The sequence below is a fragment of the Paraburkholderia azotifigens genome, from assembly GCF_007995085.1.
GTDB classification, from domain to species: domain Bacteria; phylum Pseudomonadota; class Gammaproteobacteria; order Burkholderiales; family Burkholderiaceae; genus Paraburkholderia; species Paraburkholderia azotifigens.
Map to the genome: position 1 here is coordinate 3426703 of NZ_VOQS01000001.1, position 26187 is coordinate 3452889.

Consider the following 26187-nt stretch of genomic DNA (forward strand, 5'->3'; position numbering starts at 1 on the left):
TCCAGCAAGTTCTTGTATCAGGCTTATGGCTCAGCACGAGTGCGGGCGTTCGGTCCGCACTCGCGATCTACCACATAGAGCGGGCGTCCCTTTGCCATCTCAAAGATGCGCGAAATATAAAGTCCCACTGCTCCAAGGCTGGCGAGTATCAAACCCGTCGAAAAAAGCACGGCAACCACCAGGCTGGTCCAGCCAGGCAACGACGATGCGACGAAGTGCCGGTAGATGAAATAGGCCCCGGTGCCGAAACTCGCGACGGTGAAGAAGAGCCCGGTGTACATGATCCAGTTCAGAAACACGCTGGTATGGAAGAACATCCCGCCGAGCGCATGCCTCAACAGCTTGAACAGGTTGTAGGAACTGCGCCCGGCATGGCGTTCGCCGTGAGCGTACTCGATCGTGCCACAGTCGAATCCGAGCCAGCGCAGGATCAGGATGAAGTGCCGCTCGCGTTCGCCGAACAACAGGAAAGCGTTCACTACCTTGCGCGAGAGGATGCTAAACGAGCCATATCCACCGTCCACCGACTGGCCGGTGAGGCGGTGCATCAGAGCATGGTACACCTTCGTGGCAAGCAGCCGCGATGCGGCATGAGTTCGCTCCACGCGCCTCGCCAAAACCAGGTCATGGCCCTGTCTGACCTCGTGGTAGAGATCGGGGATGCGCTCGGGCGGGTCCTGCAGATCGCAGTCCATCACCACGACGTAGTTGCCACGCGCCGCCTCGAGTCCGGCTGTGATGGCAACCTGTTGTCCGAAGTTGCGGCTTAAGCGGATCCCGCGCACGGCAACATAGCGCGTCGAGAGCAGTTCGATCAGCGGCCACGAATTGTCAGGGCTGCGATCGTCGACGATGACAATCTCGAACGACGGTACGAGCGGGCGAAGCACATTATCAAGCCGCTCACACAATGCCTCCAGACACCCAAGGCATCCATAGGACGGAACGACTACGCTGATTTCCGGAGTCGACGACACATAGGCCGCGGCGGTACCGTGCTCTTGTCCAGATGCTGGCGATTTGCTGGCGATTTGATCGTTTGATGTTGACGATAGCGCGGACCCTGCTCCTCCGCAGCAATTTGCTCCACTCATTGATTACTTTTCCAGAACAGCCAGGCCGAACCCGGTGTCGCCATAGCGGCTGCCGTTATACAGCATGAAACGCTCGCCGCCGTGATCGAACACGCACGGATAGCACACAGTGTCAACGTCCCAGCCTGATTCAGACGGACCGATTCCGGCCAATTCGTCGCGCCGCGTCCAAGAGACTCCGTCGGGAGATTCCGCGTATCCGATGCGGTAGGCATTACCGCGATACGAATACCACATGCGATAGAGATCCGCGTCGCGCACAACGGTCGGCTTGGACATCGCGTACTCCGTCTCGTCCTTGAAGGGCAGGGCAATCGCGCCGTCGCGCCGCCAGGTGTGGCCATCGTCCGACTCGGCGTATTTGAACAAGTGGCTCATCTCTTCTTGCCGGGTACCCGTGCCCCACGACAGATTCGATCCGTACCACATGCGCCAGCGGTCGCCGTCGATCAACACCCATGGATAGGAAATCGAGAACGGATCGGTTTCGCTCCGGTCTATGATCGGCGCCCGGGACACCTTGACGAAAGGCGAATCCGCACCCTCGCTGACGGCAAGGCCGATCGAGTTTCGCCACGGCACAGTGACGCCGAGGTTCCAGCCGAGGTAGTACAGGTGGCGTTTGCCGTTGTGATGCACGAGGCACCCCATGGAGGTCCCGCTGTCGTCGAACAGTCCGGTCTCACCTGGAGCGATCACAGGCGTGTCCGACAGGGACAGGATAATCTGGGGAGCGTTCAGGTCGATGTCGACGTAACCGATGTGCGCGCGACGCTGCGCATCGCGCGCACTGAAATAGATGCGAAAGACGTCGCCGTGCCGCCACTCCACGACGGGATTCGCTGCGTGCGTCAACATCCACGGATGTTCTCCGGCGGCACAAAACACGTTGCCAAGCTTTCGCCAGCGCATCTTCGTGGCTCCTTAGATGTTACGCAGTCTTGAACTGGGCACGCGCGATCGCTCGGCGGCCGGCGCGGAGTACACACCTTCCGATTCCGCGTCGGCAACCAGCAATGAACCTGCTCCGATGACACAACGCTCGCCGATCGTCACGTGATCGCGAATAGTGGAATTTACTCCGATGAAGCTTCTCGCACCAACGCGTACGCCCCCGGAAATCACAACGTGCGAACTGATGAAGCAGTTGTCTTCGATCACCGAATGGTGGCCGATGTGATTTCCGCTCCACAGCGTGACGTTGTGGCCAATCTGCGCGAATGGCTGGATAGTGTTGTCTTCGAGAATGAAGCAATTCTCGCCTACGGCAAAGTCAGAGAAGACCGTGGCGCGGCTGCTGACGTAGCTGGCGCAACGGTAGCCGGCCTGATGTACTTCCTCAACCTTCTGGGTGCGCACGGCGTTGACCTTCGCATAGCTCAACGCGACGAACATCTGTACGTCCTGCGGCCGGTAACGCTGCGGCAGTTCGTCGAAGGGCACCACAGGCAGGCCATGAAACGTATCGCGGTCGGCGAAGGCGCGGTCCACCGTGAAGGCAACAGGATGGTAAGCCGAATCGTGAGTGAAATAGAACCAAGCAAGCTCGGCAATCTGGCCCGTACCGAATATGACAAGCGGAGTTTGCGGTTCGGTCATCGGTCATTTCCTCACGAGAATGGTGAACTCGTACAAGCCGTAGTCATGCAGCAAAGCCACGTTGCGGGAGTATTTACGCTTGCATAGGTCGAACAACTCGCAAGGATTGGCGTAGTGGAGATCGGGCCGCATCCTGTCCTGATCGGAATACGAGGTCAGGCAATTGAACGCAAAGCCCTTGGTAGTGAACTCATGCATGTTCTCAAGCGTCGTTTCGATATACGAACGCCACTCGCTGTCGCTGCTCTCGAGCTTGACATTGAAGATTCCGCTTGCGACCGCAAAGTCTGTGGGCTGCGATGGCCGCGTGCCGAGTTCGAACCGCGCGTGCGCCTTATCCGCATGAAGCTGCGTGGCCGCGTCGACCATCGCGTTGGCGATGTCAACGCCGATGTAGTCGAAGCTTTGGAAATTCGTTCCAAGGAATTCGAGCAGCGAGCCGTAACCACTGCCCACGTCCGTCACCGAAAACGGCGCGCCCGGATCCAGCACTTTGCATAGCTGGGCAAAGCGCAGCACTTGGCCCTCGCGGCCATTCCAGTCGACGCCACGCGGTTCGCTGCCGAAGCGCTGAATCTTGTCCGTGTAATAGCGTGCAACAGACGAAAGCAAGTCGTTCATGATCGTTCTGGCTGGTTCGATGGCAGGGCGGGAAACTTCATGTATTGACGTGCGTCCGGGCCACAATTGAAAAGCAGATCGAGCACGCTTACACTATGTTGGAACTCGCCCCAGAGCTGTGGGTATTCCGCGTATCCGCTGTAATCGCAATAGCGCAACTCGATGCCCGCCGCCTCGAACAATTCCGGCTCGATATAGTCGCGCGCAGCGGGGCCCGAAATGTAAGTGGTTGCGCCGGCTTGCTTGCACAGATCCACGAGCCGCTCGGTCTTGCCGTCGGCGAGCGTGTAGTCCCAGCTCCACTTCAGCGTTGTCGTGATGTCCAGCAGCTTGCAGATCTCTTCGGTCAGGGCTCGGTTGAGCTCGGACAGGTGGGTAAACTCGCGATCGAGGTAATACGGTTCCAGCGCGGCCGCGATCTGCTCGAAATACGGTGCGCGGCGGTAATTCTGTTGCAGCGCTTTCCAGTGATCGCTGCGCCAGCGCTGGTCGTCAATTTCAGTCTCGCGGATCGTCTGCAGGTACTTGCCCTTCACCTTCACGGGAACCGTCAGCCACAGGAGGCCCTGCGCAGTCTTGATCTGGTTCCGGTTGCGCCAATCCCGACGCGTATATTGCATGTCATCGTAGAGGATGAATTCGTCAACTGAACCAATCATGTCGAAATAGCCCTTCCATGGGATATAACACGACTGGACAATCGCAACGCTGCGCTGAGAGGTTTTCAATTGGCTCAAATAAGTCGTTGCCCGAGAGGCTTGGTCGGTGCGAAGCACCGCATGGGCGTAATGTCAAATTATAACCTGTCGTAAGGGTACTCGACGACGATTGACGCGGTTGCCCGAAGCCGGCTTCTGCGCAAGCAGCGGTTCCACCAGATACGACAGAGTGTCGATGGACTTGCGCATGTCGACCGGCTCGCGATAGATGAAGGCTCGGACGTCCGCGGCGATCAACACCGTGCACCGCCAAGCTGTCCGAGCACGAAGCGCACAATGCGCTCGGCGTGAACCCCAACCAGTTCAATGCGAACACCGGCGAGCGTCACGATCACGCGATCACGAGAGGACAAGTTATCCACGCTCGATGACGGCGTCGCGACTGGAGTTGCGTCCGAATGTGCGGCGACAAACGCAGCGTCCGGGCGTCATCGCGAGCGAACTCGCCGGTGCCGTGGTTGCTTCCGCGAGCTTCTTGCGCCACAAACCGAAGGTACTGACTGCCAGTCCCTGCTCGCGGCAGAAACGTCGTGCACCCGATCCGCTCGCTCTCCACGCCACGACCATTTCTAGTCAAAATGCCTCGCCTTGCCTAGGTCGGCACATAGCAAGCCCCGACATCTGTTGCGTCCTCCATCACGTAGCTCCGGTATTTACGATGGAAGCACCTTCGCACCGCGCTAACTTCGGCTCAAGACGGGATGTGCTGACGGATACATTGTGGCCTGCGTGTCCGCCCCGCAGCATCGCGAAGTGCGCAGCTTCGCTGCCACCACGACCGGACTGCTCGCGCTCGGCTACTGGCTTGCCTTGCATGGCTGCACGCACGTGGCCGTGGAGGCGACCGGCGTCTACTGGAAACCGGTCTGGCACATCCTCGAAGGCCGGTTCGAGCTGGTCCTGGCCAATGTCCGCCACAATCCGCAACGTCCCTGGACGCAAGACCGACGTCAACGACGCGACGCAGATTGCCGAGCTGCTCGCGCATGGCCTGATCCGCTCCAGCTTCGCGCCGCCTGCTGCAACACAGGAGTTGCGCGACCTCACCCGCACGCGCAAACAACTCGTGCGCGAGTTCGCCCAGCACAGCCTGCGCATTCAGAAAGTGCTCGAGGACGCCAATCTCAAGCTTGGCAGCGTGTTGTCCAACGTGCTCGGCTGCAGCGGCCGCGCGATGCTCGATGCCATCGTCGCCGGTGAAGACGATCCAGAACGGCTGGCCGCACTGGCCCAAGGCAACGCGCAAGAAGGCGCCCGTGCTGCGCGAGGCACTGCGCGGGCGCATTACCGCCCATGCACACGCTCGCCGAATTGGACACTACCTTGGGAAAAGCGTTGGCGCCGATCCGGCAGTGCGTTCGCCTGCTGACCACCATCCCCGGGGTGAGTGACGTGACTGCCCAGGATCCTGGCTGAGGTCGGCGTCGATATGACGCGCTTCCCCGATGCCGCCCACCAGATCTCCCGGGCGGGCCTCTGTCCGTGCAACGACTACTACGAAGTCCGTTTGTGGCGAACAGGCCTGCTACCTCCGTTTGCCGCAATCAAGCAGGCACGGCCAGCCTACGCGTGATCCCGGAGTTGTAGGCCGCGACGCGTACGGGAGAGTTACAATCAGGATGAGACCGGTAGGTTGCCATCAGCGATGGGTGATATTCGCAAGTCGCATACTGGGCACCCGGCAGGAATAATATCTGTCGCGTGACATCCGACTGGTCTGCAATTGTCTATTGGGCGGCGCGTGATCGCAAGAACCGAGTGCTTGTTGCACCTGCGCGGCCATTGGCCTTGATTCGCGTTGTTTTCATGCAACGAAATCTAGGCAATCTGGAGTGTAAAGCCGATGTTCCGACAAAAAGCCGCATTGCTGTCATTTGGTGCCTTCCTGTTCGACTTATGCGCAGTCGCAGGCACATGGTTTGCGGCATATGTGATTCGATTTAATGGCTCCCTTCCGCCTGAGTTCTGGACCAGTTCGCTGAGAGCGATCATCTGGGTTCTTCCCATATATGGGATCGCGTTTCGCGTATTCGGCCTCTATCGAGGCATGTGGGTGTTCGCCAGCTTGCCTGACCTGATGCGCATTTCGAAATCGGTCGTCTCGGGTTGGCTCGTCGTCATGATTGTGTCCGTGATGGTGCAGCCTTCACCGATTATTCCGCGCTCGGTCCTGATCGTCTCGCCACTGCTGTTGTTCCTTGTAATGGGTGGCTCGCGCGCGCTTTACCGCGCGTCGAAAGAGTTTCGTCTTTACGGTGGCCTCATTTCCCAAGGCAAGCCGGTGATCGTTTTGGGGGCCGGCGGCGCTGGCGCAAGCCTTGCCCGGGAACTGTCGCGCTCCGGCGAATGGCGCCTCGTCGGCTTGCTCGACGACGATGCCTCCCGGCACGGCCGCGAGATCTACGGTTACAAGGTTCTTGGCCCAATCAGCGACTTGCCTCGGTGGGCCGAGGAGCTCAAAGCGGAATACGCAATTATCGCGATTCCTTCGGCCTCCATTGAGAACCAGCGTCGCGTTGCGACGATTTGCGTGCGCGCTGGCGTTCGCGCAATGGTTCTGCCCGCACTCACAACCCTTACCGAAGGCCAGGCGTTTCTGTCGCGCGTTCGCCAAATCGATCTTGAGGATTTGCTGGGTCGAGCCGAGGTGAAAATCGACATGTCGCACGTGGAGGCATTGCTGCGTGACCGCATAGTGATGGTCACAGGCGCGGGCGGATCGATCGGCTCTGAGTTGTGTCGACAGATTCTGCGTTTTACTCCGGCACAGCTCGTCGTGTTCGATCTCTCCGAATTCGCAACGTACAAATTGATCGAAGAATTACGCGACCGCTACCCTGAGGTGTCAGTCGTCCCGATCGTCGGAGACGCGAAGGATTCGCTGCTTCTTGACCAGGTTATGTCGCGTTATCTGCCGCACATCGTGTTCCATGCCGCCGCGTACAAGCATGTCCCGTTGATGGAAGAGTTGAACGCGTGGCAGGCGGTGCGCAACAACGTGCTTGGCACTTATCGTGTTGCCCGCTCCGCGATCCGGCACAACGTGAAGCATTTCGTGTTTATCTCAACCGACAAGGCCGTCAACCCAACCAATGTGATGGGTGCGAGCAAGCGGCTTGCTGAAATGGCGTGTCAGGCGTTGCAGCAGACGAGCGAGCGTACGCAGTTCGAGACGGTTCGTTTCGGCAACGTGCTCGGCAGTGCAGGTAGCGTGATTCCGAAGTTCCAGCAGCAGATCGCCAAGGGTGGTCCGGTGACCGTCACGCATCCGGAAATCACGCGTTTCTTTATGACGATTCCAGAGGCGTCGCAGCTCGTGCTGCAGGCGTCCAGCATGGGGCATGGCGGCGAGATCTTCATTCTCGACATGGGCCAGCCGATGAAGATCGTCGATCTCGCGCGCGATCTGATCAGGCTGTATGGCTTCACCGAGGAGCAGATCCGCATCGAGTTCACGGGTTTGCGTCCTGGCGAGAAGCTATACGAAGAACTGCTCGCCGACGAGGAAACGACCACACGTACGCCGCATCCGAGGCTGCGCATCGCGCAGGCGCGCGGCGTGCCTGACAATCTGCTCGACGAACTGCTTCCGTGGCTGATGCAACACCGCGTGCTCACGGACGACGAAGTGCGTCGCGATCTGCGCCGCTGGGTCGCGGAATATCAGCCGACGCTGGTCACGCCGCCGCTGCGCAGCGTGCCGCCGCCCGTCGGCCAACGCATTTCGATGTAGCGAACAAGCCGCCGATCGCGCCTTTTTTACCGATGTCGCTTCACGGTGGGTTTTGGAGCGCGAACACTCGGTAATGGAAAGGTTCTTGCCCGCCCCCAAAGGTGGCGGACGGAACCGCCGTCCCTAGAACCCAAACCGGCACGGATCAGGCAAACTCCCATTCGAATGCACGACCTTCGACATCGCAGCCGTCGCGACGGCCATTCTTGGTCAGCGCAACGTCCACGAGATCGGCGTCGTCCTGTTGATCCGCCGTTTCGGAATAGGCCATGCGTTCCGGGCCCGTATTGGCGTTGACGTGCGTCGCTCCACTTGATGCTGACATAGAGCGACACGTAAGTCGCTGCGAACACAACGACAAAGCAGAAAAGGGCTAGGATCGGTGTTGATGGCGTGGATGCATTCTATGGCACAGTCCAGTGACATGGTGCGCTCGTCTAACTGAAGCGTTCTGGCGTTTCGTATTTTCGGTGTTCTCAAAGATCTCGCGTAGCGACGATTGCCTCACGTAGAGGAAGGCATCACGGCGTAAGTGGTCGTGCGTAACATTCTGATACAGTTCGGTAGACGTGGGCGAGTTCCGAATGAGTCCGTAGAACGGGGTTGGCCAGCAAACGCACAATCTCGTCGCCAGCCGGAAGCACGCTTGACTGCAACGGGAAGATAATGGGGCCGCAATTGGAGGCGACTTGCATTTCGGCACTACTGAACGAAGCACCGTGGACGACGAAAATGCGCGTCCAGTAGATTCACTCGACTGTTACTGATTTCGCGAGATTGCGCGGCTTGTCGACATCGGTATCGCGCGCCCAAGCCGTGTGATACGCGAGCAGTTGCAGCGGCACGACGTGCAGGATCGGCGACAGCAGGCCATAATGCTCCGGCATGCGGATCACGTGAATCCCTTCATCGTTGACGATCTTCGTATCGGCATCCGCGAACACGTACAGCTGACCACCGCGCGCGCGCACTTCCTGAATGTTCGACTTGAGCTTTTCGAGCAGCGCATCGTTCGGCGCGACCGTCACCACCGGCATCGCTTCCGTCACGAGCGCCAGCGGCCCGTGCTTCAGCTCGCCCGCCGGATAAGCCTCGGCGTGGATGTACGAGATTTCCTTGAGCTTGAGCGCGCCTTCCAGCGCGATCGGATAGTGCAGGCCGCGGCCGAGGAACAGCGCGTTTTCCTTGCGCGAGAATTCTTCCGACCACGCGATGATCTGCGGCTCCAGCGCCAGCACGCTATTGAGCGCGGCAGGCAAGTGGCGCAACTGGCGGATGTAGTCCGCTTCCTGCGCAGCGCTGACATGACCGCGCATCTTGCCGAGCGTCATGGCGAGCACGAACAGCGCGACCAGCTGCGTCGTGAAGGCCTTCGTCGACGCGACACCGATTTCGCGGCCCGCATGCGTGAGGAACGACAGCTCCGTCAGGCGCACCATCGCGCTCGTGCCGACGTTGCACACCGACAGCGTGTGCTTGTGTCCCAGCGACTGCGCGTGCTTCAACGCGGCTAGCGTATCGGCCGTTTCGCCCGATTGCGAAATCACGACGACCAGCGCCTTCGGATTCGGCACCGAATCGCGATAACGATATTCGCTCGCGATCTCGACCTGCGTCGGAATCTTCGCGACGGATTCGAGCCAGTACTTCGCCGTCAGGCCCGAGTAGTAGCTCGTGCCGCACGCGAGAATCAGCAGGCTGTCGACCTCCGAAAACGCCTTGGCCGCTTGTTCGCCGAACAGCGATGCATCGAACGAATCGGCTTGCGGGATCGTGTCGGTGATCGCGCGCGGCTGCTCGAAGATTTCCTTCTGCATGAAGTGGCGATACGGGCCGAGTTCGACCGCGCCGCCGTAAGCCGCAACCTGACGCACTTCACGGTCAGCCGGATTGCCGTCGCGATCGAACACCCGCACTTTGTCGAGCGTCAGTTCGCAGACGTCGCCTTCTTCGAGGAAGATGAAGCGGTCCGTGCTGCCCGCCAGCGCGAGCGCGTCGGACGCGAGGAAATTCTCGCCCTGGCCGAGACCGACGACGAGCGGCGAGCCCTGACGCGCACCGACCACCGTATGCGGCTGGTTCTTGTGCAGCACGGCGATCGCGTACGCGCCATGCAGTTGCGCCGTCGCTTCGCGCACGGCTGCGAACAGATCGCCGCGATACAGGCTATGCACCAGATGCGCGATCACTTCCGTATCGGTCTGCGAGACGAACTCGTAGCCCTTGCCGCGCAGCATCTCGCGCAGCGTTTCGTAGTTCTCGATGATGCCGTTGTGCACGAGCGCCAGTTCGTTGCGCGAGAAGATCGGGTGCGCGTTGTCCGTGACGGGCGCGCCGTGCGTGGCCCAGCGCGTGTGGGCGATGCCCGTTGCGCCTTCGAGGTGCGTCTCGCGCACCTGGTCGTCGAGATCGGCGACGCGCGCTACGCTGCGCGCGCGCTTCGGCTCGCGGTTTGCCAGCACGGCGACGCCGCACGAGTCATAACCGCGATATTCGAGGCGACGCAGTCCTTCGATCAGGACAGGAACGATATTTCGCTGCGCTACCGCGCCGACAATGCCGCACATAATTTTTTGATCCCTTGCTCGAGATAGACTTACGACCAGTAAGTCCGTGTACTTACGGTCGCTACAAACGACGAACGATGACGCTCAGCTACAACCCCTAACCGGACGCAGAACAGGGGATTTTAGCATTTGGCCTAGCAGCACGGGGTCGGTCCGGTAGATCGGCAACGCGACCAAAACTGTCGTGGCGAGAATCTGTCCAGTCGAGCGAGATTTTCCGCAACTTTTTCTGGCGTTACTGTTGCTTATCGAAGAAAGTGCGACTATTGAAAATCACCACTCAACGGTGGCGCTTGAGTGACACTGAAAGACGTTCGCCATGGATATGGCGGTCAGCTCGTGCGTCGTACTCGTAGACTTTAGGCAGACATGCGCCGGTGACGCAGCTACTGTCTTATAGATCGTCGATCACTTGGATTCCGACATGCGTTCTCCGGGAATCGCACATGGCATCCAACTGAAGCCGCGCACAAAGAAACGGCACTTCTAACTAAGGGCGCATCAGGACCGCTATGAAAATCATCAAAGAAGTTGCGTTGCATATCGGCTTGCCCTTGGCGTGGGATTGTATTGCGCTATTGACAGGGGTAGCGATGCTGATTCGCCGCCGGGTCGCGTACCCGCTAAGTCCACCGCTTGTGCGCGTCAAGCGTTATAGGGCGCACAAGCAACGAGAAAGGCAAAAGACAATGAAGCAGCAGACGCTCGCGATGGCCGCGGATCAAGGTGCGGGGTTCGAGACCCGACGCAAACGCACGCGACGCGACGAGTTTCTTGACACGATGAACACGATCGTTCCGTGGACCGAACTGTGTGCGGTAATCGAACCGTATTACCCGAAACGCGGCAACGGTCGCCCGCCGATTGGTTTGGAGCGCATGCTGCGGATTCACTTCGTGCAGCACTGGTTCAATCTGGCCGACTTCGCTAGCGAAGAGGCTCTGTATGACAGCGCCAGCCTGCGTCGCTTTGTGGGCATTGATCTGGGCTGCGAAGCCGTACCGGATGCGACAACGCTGCTCAAATTCCGGCGCCTGCTTGAGAAGCACCAGCTGGGTGAGCGGCTCTTCGCCGAGGTGGGGCGGGTGCTGCAAGCCAGCGGTATGAAGCTTGCCAGCGGCACCATCGTGGACGCGACGTTGATCGCCGCCCCCAGCTCGACCAAGAACAAGCAGCAGGCGCGCGACCCTGAGATGCATCAGACGCGCAAAGGCAAGCAGTGGTATTTCGGCATGAAGTTGCACATCGGGGTCGATAGTCAAAGCGGCCTGGCACATAGCGCGGTGGTCACGCCGGCCAACGTCCACGACAAACATCCGCTGCCGAAATTGCTGCATGGGCAAGAGCAACGCGTCTATGGAGATAGCGCCTATGCGAGCCAGAAAGCGCTGATCCGTGACAAGGCCCCCAAGGCACGCGACTTCACCAATCAGCGTACGCGCCGTGCGGGCGAAGTTGACGAGGTAGCGCGCGGCAAGAATCACAACAAGTCGAAGATCCGTGCTCGGGTTGAGCACGTGTTTGCTGTCGTCAAGCGCTTGTGGGGCTTCACGAAGGTGCGCTATCGCGGTCTGGCGAAGAACGCCAATCGCGCCTTCATCGCGCTGGCCTTGACCAACGTCTATCTCTCGCGCAGGCGATTGATGGCACAGGTCCGCCCGTAATGGGCGAAAAGCGGGTCGCAGGCCCGTACGCAACGCCCTGGTGGGCAAGAAATGCAGGCGGAAAGCTTCACTCAAGATGAATCTGCCTCTGGTTGCGCCCGAATCGATGAATACAACGGCTTGTTCAGCGTTGCCTTAGCGTCGGCGGCGCGAAGTGGTCGCGGAAAGTGTCCTCATTTGGAATTATGGCGTTGGCGCCATACGCCGGCGATATGAATGCGGCGTTCAAGGCAGATCCCTTCGGTTTGCGGTTCGCTCGATAGCGGCAGTATGTCGTACGAAGGTCGAGTCTTCATCCATTCCTGCAACTCACCAACGAGCCATCCGACATGCTTTTGGAGACAGTTGCTGAAGCTTCGATACTTCTCCTTCCGAACGACTTACTTTCATTGCTCAGAGTGACGGGGCGGCCGTCTGCGCCACGCCTTCTACCTGTACGCATAGCAGCTTCATCGCGATCCGCGCGGAAGCTCCGCTAGGAAAATGGAAGAGAGTTTGTTACGCAACAACGCGATAGCTGAAGGGTTGAAGAAGCAAAATGCAGCGGTGTGGATCGCATAAGGGATGCTCCTAAGAATTAATTGGTTACATGCGCTCTACGGTAAAACCTACCTCAGCGGATTGACGGGCGCACGGGGCTGATTACCGGGAACTCTAGTGACACCTGATTCCGGCGCCTCGTCGAAACCTTTCGCGTTCAAGCCGCCTATAATTTTTTCAGACGTGGACCTGCGCGGGTCTGCTCGTAAGGCGAGCCATCGTGCCGGCACGTGGAAGCGTTTTCGACAATAATGCGCTTCGTATCCAAGGCTTTTTTTCAAATATGCGAATCTCACTTCTTACCTGCCTGACCGCAGCGTTACTCGCTTCATCGCTGTCCACCATCGCGGCCGAATCAACTGCTCCTTTTTCGATGACGGGCGTCGCTGACAACAGCGATTCCGTTGAACTTCGCTTTGATGGTCCGTCTTCGAAATCTGCTAAGTTGCTCATTAAGGGCGACAGGACAGGCTTTCCTCCGAAAACAGTCCCGTGTTCCTACGAACTGGAACCGGTGCAGCGGGGCGCACTCGAGAGTCCGATCGTCAAAATTACATTCAAGGACAAGGAGACGATGACGATCGCCTGCGATCCATTGTCCGACAACTGTCACGCCGATCGCTATCCTACGGTAGCTGGCACGAGCTTCTCCATGCTTTGGCACATCAAGCGCCATCAAGCACGGTCCACCCGACGGGTGTCCTTAACTTCGGACTGAGCCGCGTCGGTGGGGTTTGGCTGCAGACACCATCCCACATGCTGCGTCATGGATTCTCTCGTGCGCCGTTGCCGTTAGCTATCAATGGGGCAGCCGTCCCGGCTTGCCGACAGCAACGTGACGAACGCGCTATGCTCGACAACCTCACTACCCGACAAGGGCTGACGCTCGCCATCGGCATTTTTGCAGAGTTTCTTTTGACAGTGATCGGAGTCGGTTGGGGCGCGCTGAAATTCAGCAACGATGGCCTGAAGAACGTGCAGCAGACTTCGCGATGCACGCGCTCACATCGAGTTCGGAGAAGCTCTTGCAGGTGCGTCTGCCGCCCGGAAGCTACGAGACGCTCTTTAGCGTCGGCAAGGACACGTACGGACTGCTCGCGGCCGCGCACAAGCTGCTCTAAGCGTCAAATGAGGACTTCCGCGTCTACATGGCCGGCCCGTTCGGCAGCGACGAATAGCGCACGCTCGCGCAGACGGTTGCGCAGGCTCGCACCGCGCTCGTCAACCAGGCGATCGAGCCGGAGCACAAGGCGCTCGTCGACAACGACTTCAACACCTTCCGCACGATTCAGGGCGAAACGGCCGACCGCTTTTACAGCGTGTACGCCAAGGCGATCGACGCGCGCAAGCGCGCGCAGGCCGACAACCGGCAACGTCAGTCCGATCAGCTGAGCAAGCGCTTCGCCATCTCGACGGGCCTTTTCATCGCCATTGGCGTAGCGGCCCTCGTGGTGGGCGCGATGGCGCGCGCGGGCCTTTCCGCGGCCGTGGTAAAGCCGGTGAACCAGACGAGTCACTTACGCGATCCGAGGATAACCTTAACTTCTGGTTGGTCGTTCAATCGTTGCGCTCAGGCCGCCGCGCTGCTGCGGGAATAAACGCGTTTCCCGGCCAACTAGTATAACATCCCTCAAATGTCTTGAATAATTAAACGATTTGGCTATCATGCCAGGATGAGTCGAGGCCGTCACGCAACGTCAGTGAAGCTGACGAAGAAAGAAAAAGAGAAACTCCTGTCGCTGATCGTACAGAAGACGGCCCCGCAGCGGGATGTGATGCGGGCCCGGATTGCGTTGTGGGCGCATGAGGGACACTCGAATACCGTGATTGCGCGAGAGCTCGGGGTATCGGTGCAGACGGTCAGCACGTGGCGCAAGCGCGTTGCGCGGCAAGGCGCGCAGGGTATTCGGGAAGGTGAGCGCAGTGGTCGTCCGCCGCGCATTACGCAGGAAACGCGACTGGAATTGATTGCGCTGGCATGCGAAGCGCGGGAACCGCAGGGGCGGGTCACGCCGACGCTCGATGAGATTGTGGCGCGCGCAATCGAGCGCGGCATCGTCGAACAGATCAGCCGTAGCCATGTTCAGCGGATCTTGCAGGCCGGCGACGTGCGCCCGCACCGGATCCAGCAATGGCTACACAGTCCCGACCCCGCCTTTCGCGAGAAGGTCAATGTGATTTGCAAGCTGTATCGCAAGGTGCCCAAAAACGCGGTGGTGCTCAGCATCGACGAGAAGACAGGTGTCCAGGCCATCGAGCGCAAGCATCCGGGGCGTGCACCGGCGACGGGACGGCTGCGTCGTCGGGAGTTTGAATATATCCGGCACGGCACCCAGGCGTTGATTGCCGCGCTGGATGTGCATACCGGAAAGGTGCTGGCGGAGTGCCGCGAGCGGCGTACCCAGGACGATCTGGTAGCCTTCATGGAATGCGTGGCTGCTGCGTACCCGGGCAAGCAGGTGCACGTGGTTTGGGACAACCTAAACACGCATCGCGCCCAAGCCGTCTGGCAGGCGTTCAATGCGCGACATGGCAAGCGGTTTCACTTTCACTTCACGCCGTTGCACGCGAGTTGGGTCAATCAGATCGAACTATGGTTTGCGCGCTACACGCGCCGGGTATTGCGCCATGCCAGCCATACCAGCACCGCGCACCTGCGCGAGCGCACCGGGCAGTTCATCCGCGAGCATAATCAGGCAGCGCGCCCCTTCAAATGGAGTTTTCGGGGCTATCCGCTACAAACCGGCGCAACGTAATCGAGGGGACCGACGTGCCAGCCATACCCACCAAACATTACGCGGCCGAACTTCAGCGTCAATTACGCACCTTGCTCGGCCATGAACAGATCATTACGCAAGCCTACGGGCGTCACCTGCTGATCAAACGTCTGGACGATGAGGAGCCCACTGTTGTGGCGCGCCTCACCGAACTCGGCCGCAATCGTTATGGCGCCGCCTTCCGCACGCACAACGGACGATGGGAACCGCTGCCCGGAACCGGTTCGCTCGAGGAGATGGGCGATGTCGTCGTCACACTCTTACACCCGTACTTACAGCTGGATAATTAATAAATCTAATTCCGGGATGTTGTACTAGTCGACTGCGTCATTGAAATGGCACCGGCCGAATTCGGCTCGATGGATCGTCGTACTTCCATTTAATCGGCTTGGGATTTTTGTTGTGCTCGCGGATATAGCGCATTAGCTTGCGGTCCAAGTCCTTCACCGTGGTGAAGATGCCTCGCGCAATCACATCACGCTGGATGGCGAGAACCAGTTTTCCACCTGATTCAGCCAGGAGGTATAGGTCGGCGTGTAATGCAACCGCACGTTCCTGTGTTGCTGCAAGAACTCGTGCACGCGCGGGGTCTTGTGGCTGCTGACGTTGTCGCAGATCACATGAATTTCCTGTTTGGGCCGCTGGCGGGCGATAACGTCGGTGAGGAAGGCCACGAACTGTTCGCTGGTATGGCGTGGCGCGACTTCCGGGGTTGCCGTATTGAGCGCAGCGAACAGGCTAAGCGTGCCGTTACGCTTGTGCTCGAAGCCATGGCTCTCGGCGCGGCCTGGCGACAGCGGTAACATCCGATCCTTACGATCCGGCGCCTGAATGGCCGTCTTCTCGTCCACGCAGAACACCACCGCATGTGCAGGTGGGTTCAAATACAGCCCTATCACGTCTGCAGCCTTGGTCTCGAAGTCTGGGTCGTTTGAGACCATGACGTATCGAGCCGATGAGGGCGCACGCCGTGCTTGCGCCAGATACGCTGTACTGTCGAGGCGCCAACCTCGCCCAGAGCCGCAGCAAGCTTGTAGCTGCTCCAATGCGTCGAGCCGTCCGGGGGCCGGCCCCGATTCCCGGTCTTCGGCGGCGAGCGTCAGCGAGAGGGGGAGGGGATGTCAAGTTGATGAAGTTATCGCGCGACTGTGCGAACGGGACGGATGGGTCGCCATGCAGGTGGAGCTCCAGGCGACCTTTGGGCTGCGCGCGCAGGAAAGCATGCTGTTGCGTCCTTTGCAGTGTCTGCGCGTCTCCGGTCACCTTCACGTGACTGATGGCACCAAAGGCGGAAGGCCACGCGTCGTACCGATCGATGCCGAATGGCAATACGACTTGCTAATCCTCGCTGCACGGCTCGCGAACCCCCGTACGGGATCCATGATTCCGGATCCGTGGTCACTGCGAAAGTGGTATTCCCGCTTTTACGATGTCCTGCTAAAGGAGGGCATCACGCACGGCGCCAGGGGCGTCACGGTTCACGGACTGCGCCGCGCCTATCTCCAAAGGATGTACGAACAGGTGACAGGCGTTCCCGCACCGATCGAGCGACCGGATCACCGACCCGATCCCCAGCTTCACCGGGCGGCGATGCAGCGGCTGGTGGAGGCGGCCGGACATAGTGTGGCGGCGAAAGCTCCGGCCTACATTTCGACGTTCGCCACCTTCGACCGTCGTTCCCGGCCCGTCGTTTCGGCTGACGAGGCCATGGCAGCCGTTGTTGCCGCAGACGGCAACAAGTCAGAGGCAGCCAAAAGCCTGAAAATCTCCCGGCAGGCCCACCCTTTACCGGTTACTGGCAACGGGCCACGGTCGGCCACCCACATCCCGCCTGCTGCACCGCCCAATCAAAGGCGGATAATCGCTGGGGGCGAGGCGAAGGCCGGTCCGAACTGCGACGTGTCGTGGGATGGGCCACTGTAGCTGAGCCGTACAGCCAGGCACGACGTCCAGCGGCGGTGCCCTGACATTCTCACAAACGAACCTGATCATACGTCGTCAAAGACGATGACCGCAGGAGAGAATAGTTGTCGCCGATACCATGTGCTCCGAAACAGGCGCGATATGGCGCAAGGGCGGCGGGGAATTAATGCGACAAGGGACCCGCTGCGCACGCCTTGGTGCGCAAGACACACCTCTCCGTGAGGGGGGCGGCATAGCTGCGGACTTTGTCTATTCCCGCCGCTATGCGCCGACGTCGCCTTGAGCGAACTGTGTGCCCGTGCGACTAGCGGGTCCGACAGGTGTTAACCAGTTGACGCCGTTATCCGGAAAGGCGCGAAAAAAAGAAGCTTTCTGCGTCGATCAACTGCAACGATCAGCGTAGCGACGCCCGCCGTTCTTCACAAAAGCAGAAAGAGCCTGTCAACAGGGTGACGCTGGAGAATATAGCGCGTAACCATCGGGTCAACGGACGATTATGCTAGGGCAGCCCCAGATGCATGCCTGCGCCAACATGCAGCCGAGCGACGCGCGCGCCTGCGTCCAGGCAAAACCTCACCACCCTGTGAAGCCTGGCATAAAGGCGCTTTGTAGTTCCTTCTGTCGCGCGTTTCAACGGTGCTTGCGGATCACCAGCCAACGCGGCACCTTGAACCTGACGATACTCACATAAAGCCAGACGTAAGTCGCTGCAAATACCACCACAAAACAGAACAGATGCAGCGTATGCCGCCAGAACAGCGTCGCCGGAATCACGGCGATCAGGCAAAGCAGCCACAGATATGGCGATGTCAGCGAATTACGTCGCGTCAGTTCGCGTGCCGTCCTCGCGCCAACCGCCCAGCGCATCAGCCGCTTGTAGACGAGCATATGCAGATGCACGCCATCGGGAATCCCAGGCGACATCCCGCGGATAAACTTCTTCCGGTAGATCGAGAAGCACGTCTCGAAGATCGGATACATGAACAGCAGCACAGGATACCACGCCGATACGTCGCGATTGCGCATCACGAGCATGATCGACAGTTCGCCGAGCATGAAGCCGATGAAGTACGCGCCGCCATCGCCGAGAAAGATCAGCCCGGCCGGGAAGTTCCAGATGAAGAAGCCCATCACCGCGCCCATCATGATGAGCGACGCCGACAGCACGATCGGGTCGTGTACCTGAAACGCGACATAGGCCAGCGACGCGAACATCATGAAGGCGACCATCGACGCGAGCCCGTTGAAGCCGTCGATGATATTGATTGCATTGGCGAGCGCCGCGACGGCCAGCACGGTCACCGCGCAGGAAATGGCTGCGTAGGAAAGCAGGAAATCGAGCGGCGGCACGCTGATGCGCGTGACGGCGATGCCGAGCACGAAGTAGGCGAGCGCGGCGGCCACCATCGTGCAGATGAGCCGCGCGAGCGGCGACACCTTCTTCGTGAGGTCTTCGATCAAACCGGACGCGAACGCGGGAATGCCGCACGCGACGACGCCGAGAATACCCGCCGACACGCCCGGATAAGCGCCGTACAGCTGGATTGCCGACGCCACCAGTCCGAGCAGAATCCCCGTCCCGCCGATGCGCGGCACGGGCCGCACGTGGAATTTCTGCACGCCGGCGAGATCGGTGTCCGCAAACGTTTCATGCAGATGCGCGTACCGCACGATCACCAGCGTGACCAGTAGTGAAACGATGAAGCCGAGCGCGAAACTGAGCATGAAAGTGGGGGCCGGAAAGCAAACGGTGGATTATACAAATGAAACGCAGCGCGCCCGGACGGGTTGACGTGCGCGTCCACGGCAGCCTCCGCCGTTATCGCACATAATGCGCTGCATCCACCCACCCGCTGTTCGAAAATGAAATCGTCATATGTTGTCGCGCTGAGCGCGGCGTTGTTCGCCTTGCCTCTGTCGTCGATTGCGGCCGAGCCCGCCGCACCGTTTTCGATGACGGGCTTCTCAGACCGCGGCGACACGGTTGAACTGCGCTTCGGTGCACGAGATGCGCAAACAGCCAGGCTCGTCATCAAGGGAGACAGAACGGGAACGCCAGCAAAAACGGTTCCGTGTTCATATGAAATCGAACCCGTGCAGAAGAGCGGGACGCTCGACAATCCCGTCGTCAAGATCACGTTCGCCGACAAGCGGACGATGACCATCGCCTGCGATCCCTTATCCGACAACTGCCATGCGGATGGTTATCCGACCGTGAGTGGCACAACCTTCTCCATGCTCTGGCGCATCCAGCGCACCGAGCCGCAATCCGGCCACGCCAGGGCGCTCGCGCGCCAGTAACAGGGGGCGACCGACGCACCGGACGGCCGCCATGCCCGGTACGCGCTGTCCCACATGCTGCGTCATGGATTCTCCCTATTCGGATCGCACACCGCGTTGCCGTTAGCCATCGATGGGGCAGCCATCCCGGCTGGCCGATTGCAGGCGACTGACACACATGCTCAACAACATCACTATCCGGCAAGGACTGACGCTCGTCATCGGCATTTTTGCGGCATTTCTTCTGATCGTGATCGGCGTCGGTTGGGGGGCGCTGAAATTCACCAACGACGGCCTGGAGAGCGTGCAGGAGTCGTCGGCGGCGATGCATGCGCTCACGTCGAGTTCGGAGAAGCTCCTGCAGGTGCGGTTGTCGCTCGGCAGCTACGAAACACTATTCAGCGTCGGCAAGGACACGGACGGACTGCTCGCCGCCGCGCACAAGGTGCTCGAATCGTCGAACGAGGACTTCCGCACCTACATGGCAGGGCCGTTCGGCAGCGACGACGAGCGCAAGCTCGCGCAGACGGTCGCCGAGGCGCGCACGGCGCTCGTCAGCCAGGCGATCGAGCCAGAGCACAAGGCGCTCGTCGATAACGACTTCAACACGTTCCGCACGATCCAGGGTGAGACGGCCGACCGCTTCTACGGCGTCTACGCGAAGGCGATCGCCGCGCTCCAGCGAGCACAGGCCGACAACGAGCAGCACGCAGCCGCGCAACTGAGCCGTCGCTTCATGATTTCGACGGCGCTGTTCATCGCGATCGGCGTGGCCGCCGTCGTGGTCGGCGCGATGGCGCGCGCGGGGTTGTCGTCGGCTGTCGTGAAGCCGGTGAACCAGACGATCCGCCATTTCCGCAGCATGGCCGACGGCGACCTGACGACGGCCGTCAAAGTGCGTTCGCGCAACGAGATGGGGCAGCTGTTGCAGGCTCTGTCGCAGATGCGCGACGGGCTCGTCGACACGGTGTCGAAAGTGCGCGGCAGCACACAGTCGATCACGATCGGCGCGAACGAGATCGCGGCCGGCAACGCGGACCTGTCGAGCCGCACCGAGCAGCAGGCGGCCGCGCTGCAGGAAACGGCGGCGAGCATGGAAGAGCTGTCGGCGACCGTCAAGCAGAACACCGACAACGCGAAGCTTGCGAGCCGTCTCGCGCAAGGCGCGCTGGACACGGTAGTGCGCGGCAGCGACGTGGTGACGCGCGTGACGGAAACGATGGACGGCATCACGGCGTCGTCGCGCAAGGTCGGCGAGATCATCGGCATCATCGAGGGCATTGCGTTTCAGACCAACATCCTCGCGCTGAACGCGGCCGTCGAGGCGGCGCGCGCGGGCGAGCAGGGGCGTGGTTTTGCCGTTGTGGCGTCGGAAGTGCGCGCGCTCGCGCAGCGCTCGGGCGCGGCGGCGAAAGAGATCCGCGAACTGATTGGCGATTCGACCGCGCAGGTCGCGCAGGGCGCGTCGCTCGTGTCCGATGCGCGCAAGACGATGGAGGAAGCGATGAACTCCGTTCAACGCGTGACGGGCATCATGAACGAGATCGAAGGCGCCGCGCGCGAGCAGAGTGACGGCATCGAGCAGATCAACAAGGCGATCGGCCAGATCGACGAGGTGACCCAGCAGAACGCGGCGCTCGTCGAGCAGGCGGCTGCTGCTGCGAAGACACTCGAAGCTCAGGCGGTCGTATTGCGGGAGGCAGTGGCGGTGTTCAGGCTGTAAGCGGCGCACCGTGATTCTCGGACCCAGCAGAGTCAACGACGCTACGGAGATTGGCATTTGAGCGTGACGCGCGACGGAAGTCATGCACGAAACTCGGCGAAGCACGCGTAGGTGACCCGGTGCGATTGGTGGATTCGTGGTTCGTGCACAGGAGGGTGTTGACTATCTGCGACCGGGAAGGTGGCAATCCAGTGAGTCTGACGCGACCAGCGGCGTCCGCATTGGATTTGAGGGCTTCAATATGTCAGTTGGCTAGCAGGTAGCGTCATCGCTGACGCCAGGCGTGCGCCTCTCACCGTCAACAGTCAGGTTGGGCATACGAGGCAAAAAGCATCTCAGGAACCTGTTTCGACAGTTTTTTGACTTTTTTCAGTCGTGCATCTCCGATTCGCCGCGGTGCTCGCGGCGATCGGCGAATAAACGAGCTGCACCGTGTGCCGCGGCACTGTCGATCAGGTCTCGCTGATCGGGATATTCGGACCCGCTTCCGTAATCGGCGCGCTAAACCCGCGTGGCGGGCTCACCACCTTGCGCTGACGTGCGGAACGATTTCCGGACCACTGCGCTGCGGCGATGCTTTGGCTCCCGGCTACGGGAGGCGCGAGTCGACGAGGCTTCGAGCGGTGAAGCGCTGAAAGGCCGCTACGCGTCGCGGGGCCGAGCTCGATAAAAAGTGTTACCGGCGCACCAATGAATCACGCCAGCATCCCCGGATGCCACATGGCGGTGCTTGCGTGTTGGGACGGACTCATTCGGCGGATTGGTCAGAGGCAAAAGCGTTCGGTGGTACGAGTGTCGCAACTTCGGAGCCGGATAGCCGTTTGCCACGATCACGCTGCTTGCAACCATGTTGATGGACTGTAGGCCAGCCATTTCTTTGACTTCGTTGAGCATTCCCGTGAAGACACGAACTTGTCGGGTTGCATGCGCGACCCCGGGCGCGGTCCGTCGATGAACGATTTTTGGTCCGGAATCGATAGCGACATTTTTGCCGACATGTAGCAGCGCGAGTGCGCGAGTGGATCGCGGACGAGTTCAGACAGCGGCAACGAGATGGCGCAAGTACCAGCAATGGATCGTCTGCCAGAATCGCCGATCCAAACTTTGCAGCTCGTAGTTCCGGGAATGCGTGCCCGCGGAACGTCGATTCACGCGCTTCCAGAAAGAGCGGTGGCGATGTGTTTCGTCGATCCGACTCAATTCCCCGCCCGTGCAAGCCTGAACGATCCTGCTGATACAAGTTTGTTGCCGGGAACAACTCCATGTCCCCGCACACATGAAGCCTCGCTACTCACAAGCACTTGTCTGAAAGCGTCTTACCTCTCGGGCGCCGCATCAGCTCACGCGGATCTGGCGGGCGCCAGAGCTTGCCCGGAAGCTCGCAAAGCTTGACGTGACATTCCTCGAGTCCGCGGAAACGATGCAACAGCCTTTCTGCATCGCCACCCCTCTGCGTTACGCCCGGCTACTTCGCATCGACTTGCGTTGTCGAACAGTCGGGCGATCCTTAATGCACATCGTCGTTCGGTTGGCATGCGAGACGATGGTGTTGCGTAAGAAAACGGACTTCACCTATGGAGAGCAGCTGATGATCAAGGATTTCAGAAAGTACTGGTGCATATTCTGGGACGAATGCCTGGATCTCGCCATCGAATGCATACAGCCCCTGCTAGCTGTTGTGCGCTGGCTATGCCGTTTCAGGAACCGTTAAAGGCTGGCGTGCCGCGCTAGTTGTGCTGGCGAGTTGTTGGCGGGAGCAGCGCCTCGTGCAGGTGGACTCCGTCCGTCCTGGATTTCTCTGAGGCAACAGCGTCCCGCGCTTGCCGCGAAGATGTTCACGCAAAGGTTCTCTTAGAGGCGTTAACAAAATGAGTTCTTTAGTTTTCGCCAACAGATGATGCAACAGGCGAGTTTCATGAAGGCTTCGTGGATAAATGCGAGGCGTTCAAAGCGGATGCGCAGTCGTCGGAAGTTGTGAAGCCACGAGATAGTTCGCTCGACGACCCAGCGCGTTTTTCCAAGGCCGCTGCCATGAGGCTGGCCACGTCGGGCGATTTCAGTGGCGATGCCGGCAGCATGTAGCGGGCGCCGGTATTTGTCGTGATCATAGCCTCGGTCACCCTGCACGATGCGGGGCTTCGAAAGCGGCCGGCCGCGCTTGCCGGCAATGGGCGGGATCGCGTCAACCAGCGCGTGAAGCTGGGTGACATCGTGGCGGTTGGCGCCGGTGAGGATTACCGCGAGCGGGATGCCCTGCGCTTCGGTAATGAGGTGGTGCTTTGAACCAGGTCGCGCGCGGTCGGTGGGATTCGGTCCCGTTTTTGACCTGCGCCCACTGCGCGGATTGAGGAGGAATCGACAACGACGCGGGACCAGTCAATCTGTTCGGCCTCACGCAACCTGGCGAGCAAGACTTCGTGCAGCCTGTCCCAGACGCCGGCGGTCTGCCAATCCCGTAGACGGCGCCAGCAGCTCATGCCACTGCCGCAACCCATCTCGCGCGGCAGCAGGTCCCAGCGCAGGCCCGTCTGCAGGATGAACAGGATGCCGGTAAGCATGGCCCGGTCATCCAGTGGTTTGCGTCCGGGATACCGTGAACGGCGAGGTTTGGGTGGGGGCAGCAACGGTTCAATGAGTGCCCACAACTCATCATCGAGTATCGGTTTGGCCATGGTCTCCTCGTCACCGAAACAATGACGAGGTTAACAGCAATCGTTGGAAGTTAACAGACCCAGGAAATCATTTTGTTAAGGGTTCTTAAAGCCGAGCTGGAATAATCTTTGACAAATATAGGATAACTAAGGGAATAAAAATCATGAAGAACAATATTGGGCAATCGTGTCGCAGCTTTATGTATAAGCTCGGGCTGGCAGCAACGCGGGTCTTCAGGCTGATCGACTTCCTGCTACTGCAGATGTTGTGTGCGGCCCTGATCACCGTCTGGTCATATGATCTTTGGGGAGACCTGCTGTCCCATCGCGTTCTGACGGCGAGCAATCGTGGGAGCTTTTTCGTCGTAGGCTATTCACTCGCCGTCCTTGTGTGGCTCAGCTGGAACCGATACGCGACAGGCCGCCGGGTTGGCGCGTTGATCGGTATGACGGCAGTGCTGCATGTATGCATGCCGCCGGATCGTCTGACTGCGATCACGGCAGCAACGGGTGGTATTACGGCTGTCGTGCTCATCGCCTTCCGGAAACGCTTCATGTTAGCGCTGGACGACAATGGCGCTCGCGGACACGGGGAAGGTTCGGCGTCGCAGGAAGCGTCGCAGGCAAGCGAGCATGTGGGTGAAAGGGTGGCTAACCAGTCGCCTGAGCCTGTATACAGTTTCGGAGATCTCGTCACGAAGCCGCGCTTTTCGTTTGCCGATGTGGTGGGCATGGACGACGTCAAGAAACGGCTGCTCGCTGTTGGCCAGGAAATTGTTGATGGAACAGGCAAGCGCAACGGAATTCTGCTCGTTGGTGAGCCGGGTGTCGGCAAGACCCTTCTCGGTGAGGCCCTCGCGGGTGAACTGAACGTGCCTTTTTTTGCACTGGGATATCAGGATGTCGCCTCGCCATGGGTCAACGAAACGCCGCTGAAAATCAAGGCCGCATTCGCGCACGCAAGAAATTTGGGTAAGCCGATGGTGTTCATGCTCGACGAGTTCGACTCGTTTTGCAAGCCGCGCACGTCGGCTGGTAGTCATCACATGGACCGCGACGCCACAAACGCTATGCTTACAGGCGTGGTGAAATTAAGAAGGTATCCTATCATTCTTATTAGTTGTACAAATAGTGTTGAAATGCTGGACCCGGCGATCATCCGCCCCGGACGGTATGACATCAGGGTCGACGTTCCTCTTCCTGATGCGGATGCCCGGAGCGCAATTCTCTCTCGCTCTGTTGCTCGGGCGCTCGGTCCGGGCGCGTTGTCTCCCGCGGTTCTGGCGAGCGCCGTCGAAAAGTGGGAAGGTTTCAATGCGGCGCGCCTGGCCGCGCTCGCCGAGGAACTGGCCGACATGCAGCGCCACGGCCTGATTACGAATGGTCCGTTGTCACTCCAGAGCATGGTCAAGGCAATGCGGAGACTGCAAGGCAGCGGCATTCGGCTGCCAGAAAAGTTGAAGCGAATCGATGAGATCATCATGCCTGAACGCTCACGTCACGAACTGGTCGAACTGGCATATCGCATGAAGCATGCGTTTGAACTGGGTAGACTGGGCGGCCGCCTTCCACGAGGTGTCTTGATGTATGGGCCGCCTGGTACGGGCAAGACCCAGAGTGTACTTGCGCTGGCGGCGGCAACAGGGGCGGCGCTATTTACAGTGAGAGGGTGTGACGTATTACGCGACCCTTCGCTTTGGGACAAGGCAGTGGCAGACGCGCGGGATGCACGACCATCGATTCTGTTCGTCGATGAAGTGGATGACCTTCTGCGCGACCGCCGTGAATCCGGCATCGCTCCCGTCACGAACAAGTTGCTGACAGCGATTGACGGTACCGACGGACGAACACCCGACGTGCTGTTCATCGGCGCGACGAACCATTATGGGTGTCTGGATGACGCCAGCACGAGACGCTTCGAGTGCAAGATTGCGTATGACCTGCCTGATGACGACATCTTGGCCTCGTACGTCCGGACCCAGATCCGTTTGCTCGCAGGCGAGCGATTCGCCATCTCGCGATATGTCATGGACTGTCTCACCGGTGGGCTGAGAGGCCGTTCTATCGCAGATGCCGATGCCGTGATGCAGGCCGTCATCGATGCGGTCGCGTTGCGCCGACTGAGAGACGGGGCCGATACGATCACGACCCTGGACGTCCAGGTCGCGCTTCGTCGGGTGCTTGCCCATCGTTGGTGATGTGTGCAGCTAGGGTGATCTGTCTTTCACCGGGAGCGGAACCGTTGCCGGTAATCGCGCCCGACGTTACGGTAGCGCTGGACGCAAGGCGCATCTCG

20 protein-coding genes and 3 pseudogenes are annotated in these 26187 nt (G+C 59.8%); 11 read left to right on the forward strand and 12 right to left on the reverse strand.

Going from position 1 to position 26187, the window contains the following annotated elements; translation table 11 throughout:
- Positions 1–23: 23 nt before the first annotated feature.
- The 7 genes from FRZ40_RS15370 to tnpA all read right to left on the reverse strand — a co-directional run bounded on the left by FRZ40_RS15370 (position 24) and on the right by tnpA (position 4600).
- A complete protein-coding gene (locus tag FRZ40_RS15370) occupies positions 24–977 on the reverse strand; it encodes a glycosyltransferase family 2 protein (protein ID WP_205019772.1) in 954 nt (317 codons plus the stop codon).
- Between the two features lie 120 nt (positions 978–1097).
- Positions 1098–2006 carry a glycoside hydrolase family protein gene (locus FRZ40_RS15375; protein WP_147234597.1) on the reverse strand — a complete coding sequence of 303 codons (909 nt, stop codon included), beginning with the start codon at positions 2004–2006 and terminating at the stop codon, positions 1098–1100.
- Positions 2007–2018: 12 nt separating this feature from the next.
- A complete protein-coding gene (locus tag FRZ40_RS15380; protein ID WP_147234598.1) occupies positions 2019–2693 on the reverse strand; it encodes an acetyltransferase in 675 nt (224 codons plus the stop codon).
- Between the two features lie 3 nt (positions 2694–2696).
- Positions 2697–3314, reverse strand: coding sequence for a class I SAM-dependent methyltransferase (locus FRZ40_RS15385; RefSeq protein WP_147234599.1), 618 nt, complete (start codon positions 3312–3314; stop codon positions 2697–2699).
- Entirely contained in the window at positions 3311–4042 is a 732-nt protein-coding gene (locus tag FRZ40_RS15390) for a WbqC family protein (RefSeq protein ID WP_420873864.1), read from the reverse strand. Before FRZ40_RS15390 ends, FRZ40_RS15385 begins: the two co-directional genes overlap by 4 nt.
- 63 nt (positions 4043–4105) lie before the next feature.
- Complete coding sequence (tnpB, locus tag FRZ40_RS46450; protein ID WP_477633948.1) at positions 4106–4273, reverse strand: IS66 family insertion sequence element accessory protein TnpB; 168 nt, start codon at positions 4271–4273, stop codon at positions 4106–4108.
- A gap of 114 nt (positions 4274–4387) precedes the next feature.
- A complete protein-coding gene (gene tnpA / locus FRZ40_RS46125; protein WP_420873856.1) occupies positions 4388–4600 on the reverse strand; it encodes an IS66 family insertion sequence element accessory protein TnpA in 213 nt (70 codons plus the stop codon).
- A gap of 150 nt (positions 4601–4750) precedes the next feature.
- Between tnpA and FRZ40_RS45000 the strand changes: the two are divergent.
- A pseudogene (locus FRZ40_RS45000) lies at positions 4751–5413 on the forward strand (IS110 family transposase); the annotation flags it as partial.
- Positions 5414–5876: 463 nt separating this feature from the next.
- Complete coding sequence (locus tag FRZ40_RS15410) at positions 5877–7766, forward strand: polysaccharide biosynthesis protein (RefSeq protein WP_147234600.1); 1890 nt, start codon at positions 5877–5879, stop codon at positions 7764–7766.
- Between the two features lie 145 nt (positions 7767–7911).
- Here FRZ40_RS15410 and FRZ40_RS45725 read toward each other — a convergent pair whose 3' ends face one another.
- Both FRZ40_RS45725 and glmS read right to left on the reverse strand, forming a co-directional pair.
- Positions 7912–8037 (reverse strand): hypothetical protein, encoded by a 126-nt coding sequence (locus FRZ40_RS45725; RefSeq protein ID WP_275670998.1) that lies wholly within the window; start codon positions 8035–8037, stop codon positions 7912–7914.
- 478 nt (positions 8038–8515) lie between these two features.
- Positions 8516–10333 (reverse strand): glutamine--fructose-6-phosphate transaminase (isomerizing), encoded by a 1818-nt coding sequence (glmS, locus tag FRZ40_RS15415; protein ID WP_147234601.1) that lies wholly within the window; start codon positions 10331–10333, stop codon positions 8516–8518.
- Positions 10334–11022: 689 nt separating this feature from the next.
- Between glmS and FRZ40_RS15420 the strand changes: the two genes are divergently transcribed.
- From FRZ40_RS15420 to FRZ40_RS15445, 5 genes and pseudogenes are all read left to right on the forward strand, one after another.
- Positions 11023–11997, forward strand: coding sequence for an IS5 family transposase (locus FRZ40_RS15420; RefSeq protein ID WP_147234831.1), 975 nt, complete (start codon positions 11023–11025; stop codon positions 11995–11997).
- Between the two features lie 760 nt (positions 11998–12757).
- Complete coding sequence (locus FRZ40_RS15430; RefSeq protein ID WP_240057154.1) at positions 12758–13255, forward strand: hypothetical protein; 498 nt, start codon at positions 12758–12760, stop codon at positions 13253–13255.
- Positions 13256–13386: 131 nt separating this feature from the next.
- Positions 13387–14048 (forward strand): annotated as a pseudogene (locus FRZ40_RS15435) (Tar ligand binding domain-containing protein); the annotation flags it as partial.
- Between the two features lie 162 nt (positions 14049–14210).
- Positions 14211–15293, forward strand: coding sequence for an IS630 family transposase (locus tag FRZ40_RS15440; RefSeq protein WP_147234603.1), 1083 nt, complete (start codon positions 14211–14213; stop codon positions 15291–15293).
- A 14-nt stretch (positions 15294–15307) separates the two neighbouring features.
- The gene (locus FRZ40_RS15445) at positions 15308–15604 is read left to right on the forward strand and encodes a hypothetical protein (protein WP_147234604.1); all 297 of its coding nucleotides are present in this window, start codon (positions 15308–15310) and stop codon (positions 15602–15604) included.
- A 37-nt stretch (positions 15605–15641) separates the two neighbouring features.
- On the opposite strand, the pseudogene FRZ40_RS15450 reads toward FRZ40_RS15445, so the two are convergent.
- Positions 15642–16389: pseudogene (locus tag FRZ40_RS15450) on the reverse strand (IS630 family transposase); the annotation flags it as partial.
- 98 nt (positions 16390–16487) lie between these two features.
- Here FRZ40_RS15450 and FRZ40_RS15455 point away from each other — a divergent pair.
- Entirely contained in the window at positions 16488–17237 is a 750-nt protein-coding gene (locus tag FRZ40_RS15455; RefSeq protein WP_240057155.1) for an integrase domain-containing protein, read from the forward strand.
- 630 nt (positions 17238–17867) lie between these two features.
- Here FRZ40_RS15455 and FRZ40_RS15460 read toward each other — a convergent pair.
- Positions 17868–18962, reverse strand: a complete 1095-nt coding sequence (locus FRZ40_RS15460) for an MraY family glycosyltransferase (RefSeq protein ID WP_147234606.1) — start codon at positions 18960–18962, stop codon at positions 17868–17870.
- Positions 18963–19100: 138 nt separating this feature from the next.
- Between FRZ40_RS15460 and FRZ40_RS15465 the strand changes: the two genes are divergently transcribed.
- Together FRZ40_RS15465 and FRZ40_RS15470 are read left to right on the forward strand one after the other, a co-directional pair.
- Positions 19101–19538: a hypothetical protein gene (locus FRZ40_RS15465; protein WP_240057156.1), complete on the forward strand. Its 438-nt coding sequence runs from the start codon at positions 19101–19103 to the stop codon at positions 19536–19538.
- A 157-nt stretch (positions 19539–19695) separates the two neighbouring features.
- Positions 19696–21240, forward strand: a complete 1545-nt coding sequence (locus FRZ40_RS15470; RefSeq protein WP_147234607.1) for a methyl-accepting chemotaxis protein — start codon at positions 19696–19698, stop codon at positions 21238–21240.
- A 1860-nt stretch (positions 21241–23100) separates the two neighbouring features.
- Here FRZ40_RS15470 and FRZ40_RS15475 read toward each other — a convergent pair.
- Positions 23101–23912 (reverse strand): IS5 family transposase gene (locus FRZ40_RS15475; protein ID WP_094297401.1). Its coding sequence is split into 2 segments (ribosomal slippage): positions 23101–23564 and positions 23564–23912, totalling 813 coding nucleotides; the frame shifts between segments, so codons are not numbered across the junction.
- 143 nt (positions 23913–24055) lie between these two features.
- On the opposite strand from FRZ40_RS15475, the gene FRZ40_RS15480 reads away from it, so the two are divergent.
- Positions 24056–26089, forward strand: a complete 2034-nt coding sequence (locus FRZ40_RS15480) for an ATP-binding protein (protein WP_147234608.1) — start codon at positions 24056–24058, stop codon at positions 26087–26089.
- The last annotated feature ends 98 nt before the right edge of the window (positions 26090–26187 follow it).

What these genes read in the sequence shown, in the direction of transcription:
- FRZ40_RS15375 (WP_147234597.1), bottom strand. Translation starts at nt 2,006, where the DNA reads ATGCGCTGGCGAAAGCTTGGCAACGTGTTTTGTGCCGCCGGAGAACAT.
- FRZ40_RS15380 (WP_147234598.1), bottom strand. Translation starts at nt 2,693, where the DNA reads ATGACCGAACCGCAAACTCCGCTTGTCATATTCGGTACGGGCCAGATT.
- FRZ40_RS15385 (WP_147234599.1), bottom strand. Translation starts at nt 3,314, where the DNA reads ATGAACGACTTGCTTTCGTCTGTTGCACGCTATTACACGGACAAGATT.
- tnpA (WP_420873856.1), bottom strand. Translation starts at nt 4,600, where the DNA reads ATGGTCGTGGCGTGGAGAGCGAGCGGATCGGGTGCACGACGTTTCTGC.
- FRZ40_RS15410 (WP_147234600.1), top strand. Translation starts at nt 5,877, where the DNA reads ATGTTCCGACAAAAAGCCGCATTGCTGTCATTTGGTGCCTTCCTGTTC.
- FRZ40_RS45725 (WP_275670998.1), bottom strand. Translation starts at nt 8,037, where the DNA reads ATGGCCTATTCCGAAACGGCGGATCAACAGGACGACGCCGATCTCGTG.
- glmS (WP_147234601.1), bottom strand. Translation starts at nt 10,333, where the DNA reads ATGTGCGGCATTGTCGGCGCGGTAGCGCAGCGAAATATCGTTCCTGTC.
- FRZ40_RS15420 (WP_147234831.1), top strand. Translation starts at nt 11,023, where the DNA reads ATGAAGCAGCAGACGCTCGCGATGGCCGCGGATCAAGGTGCGGGGTTC.
- FRZ40_RS15440 (WP_147234603.1), top strand. Translation starts at nt 14,211, where the DNA reads ATGAGTCGAGGCCGTCACGCAACGTCAGTGAAGCTGACGAAGAAAGAA.
- FRZ40_RS15455 (WP_240057155.1), top strand. Translation starts at nt 16,488, where the DNA reads ATGCAGGTGGAGCTCCAGGCGACCTTTGGGCTGCGCGCGCAGGAAAGC.
- FRZ40_RS15460 (WP_147234606.1), bottom strand. Translation starts at nt 18,962, where the DNA reads ATGCTCAGTTTCGCGCTCGGCTTCATCGTTTCACTACTGGTCACGCTG.
- FRZ40_RS15465 (WP_240057156.1), top strand. Translation starts at nt 19,101, where the DNA reads ATGAAATCGTCATATGTTGTCGCGCTGAGCGCGGCGTTGTTCGCCTTG.
- FRZ40_RS15470 (WP_147234607.1), top strand. Translation starts at nt 19,696, where the DNA reads ATGCTCAACAACATCACTATCCGGCAAGGACTGACGCTCGTCATCGGC.
- FRZ40_RS15480 (WP_147234608.1), top strand. Translation starts at nt 24,056, where the DNA reads ATGAAGAACAATATTGGGCAATCGTGTCGCAGCTTTATGTATAAGCTC.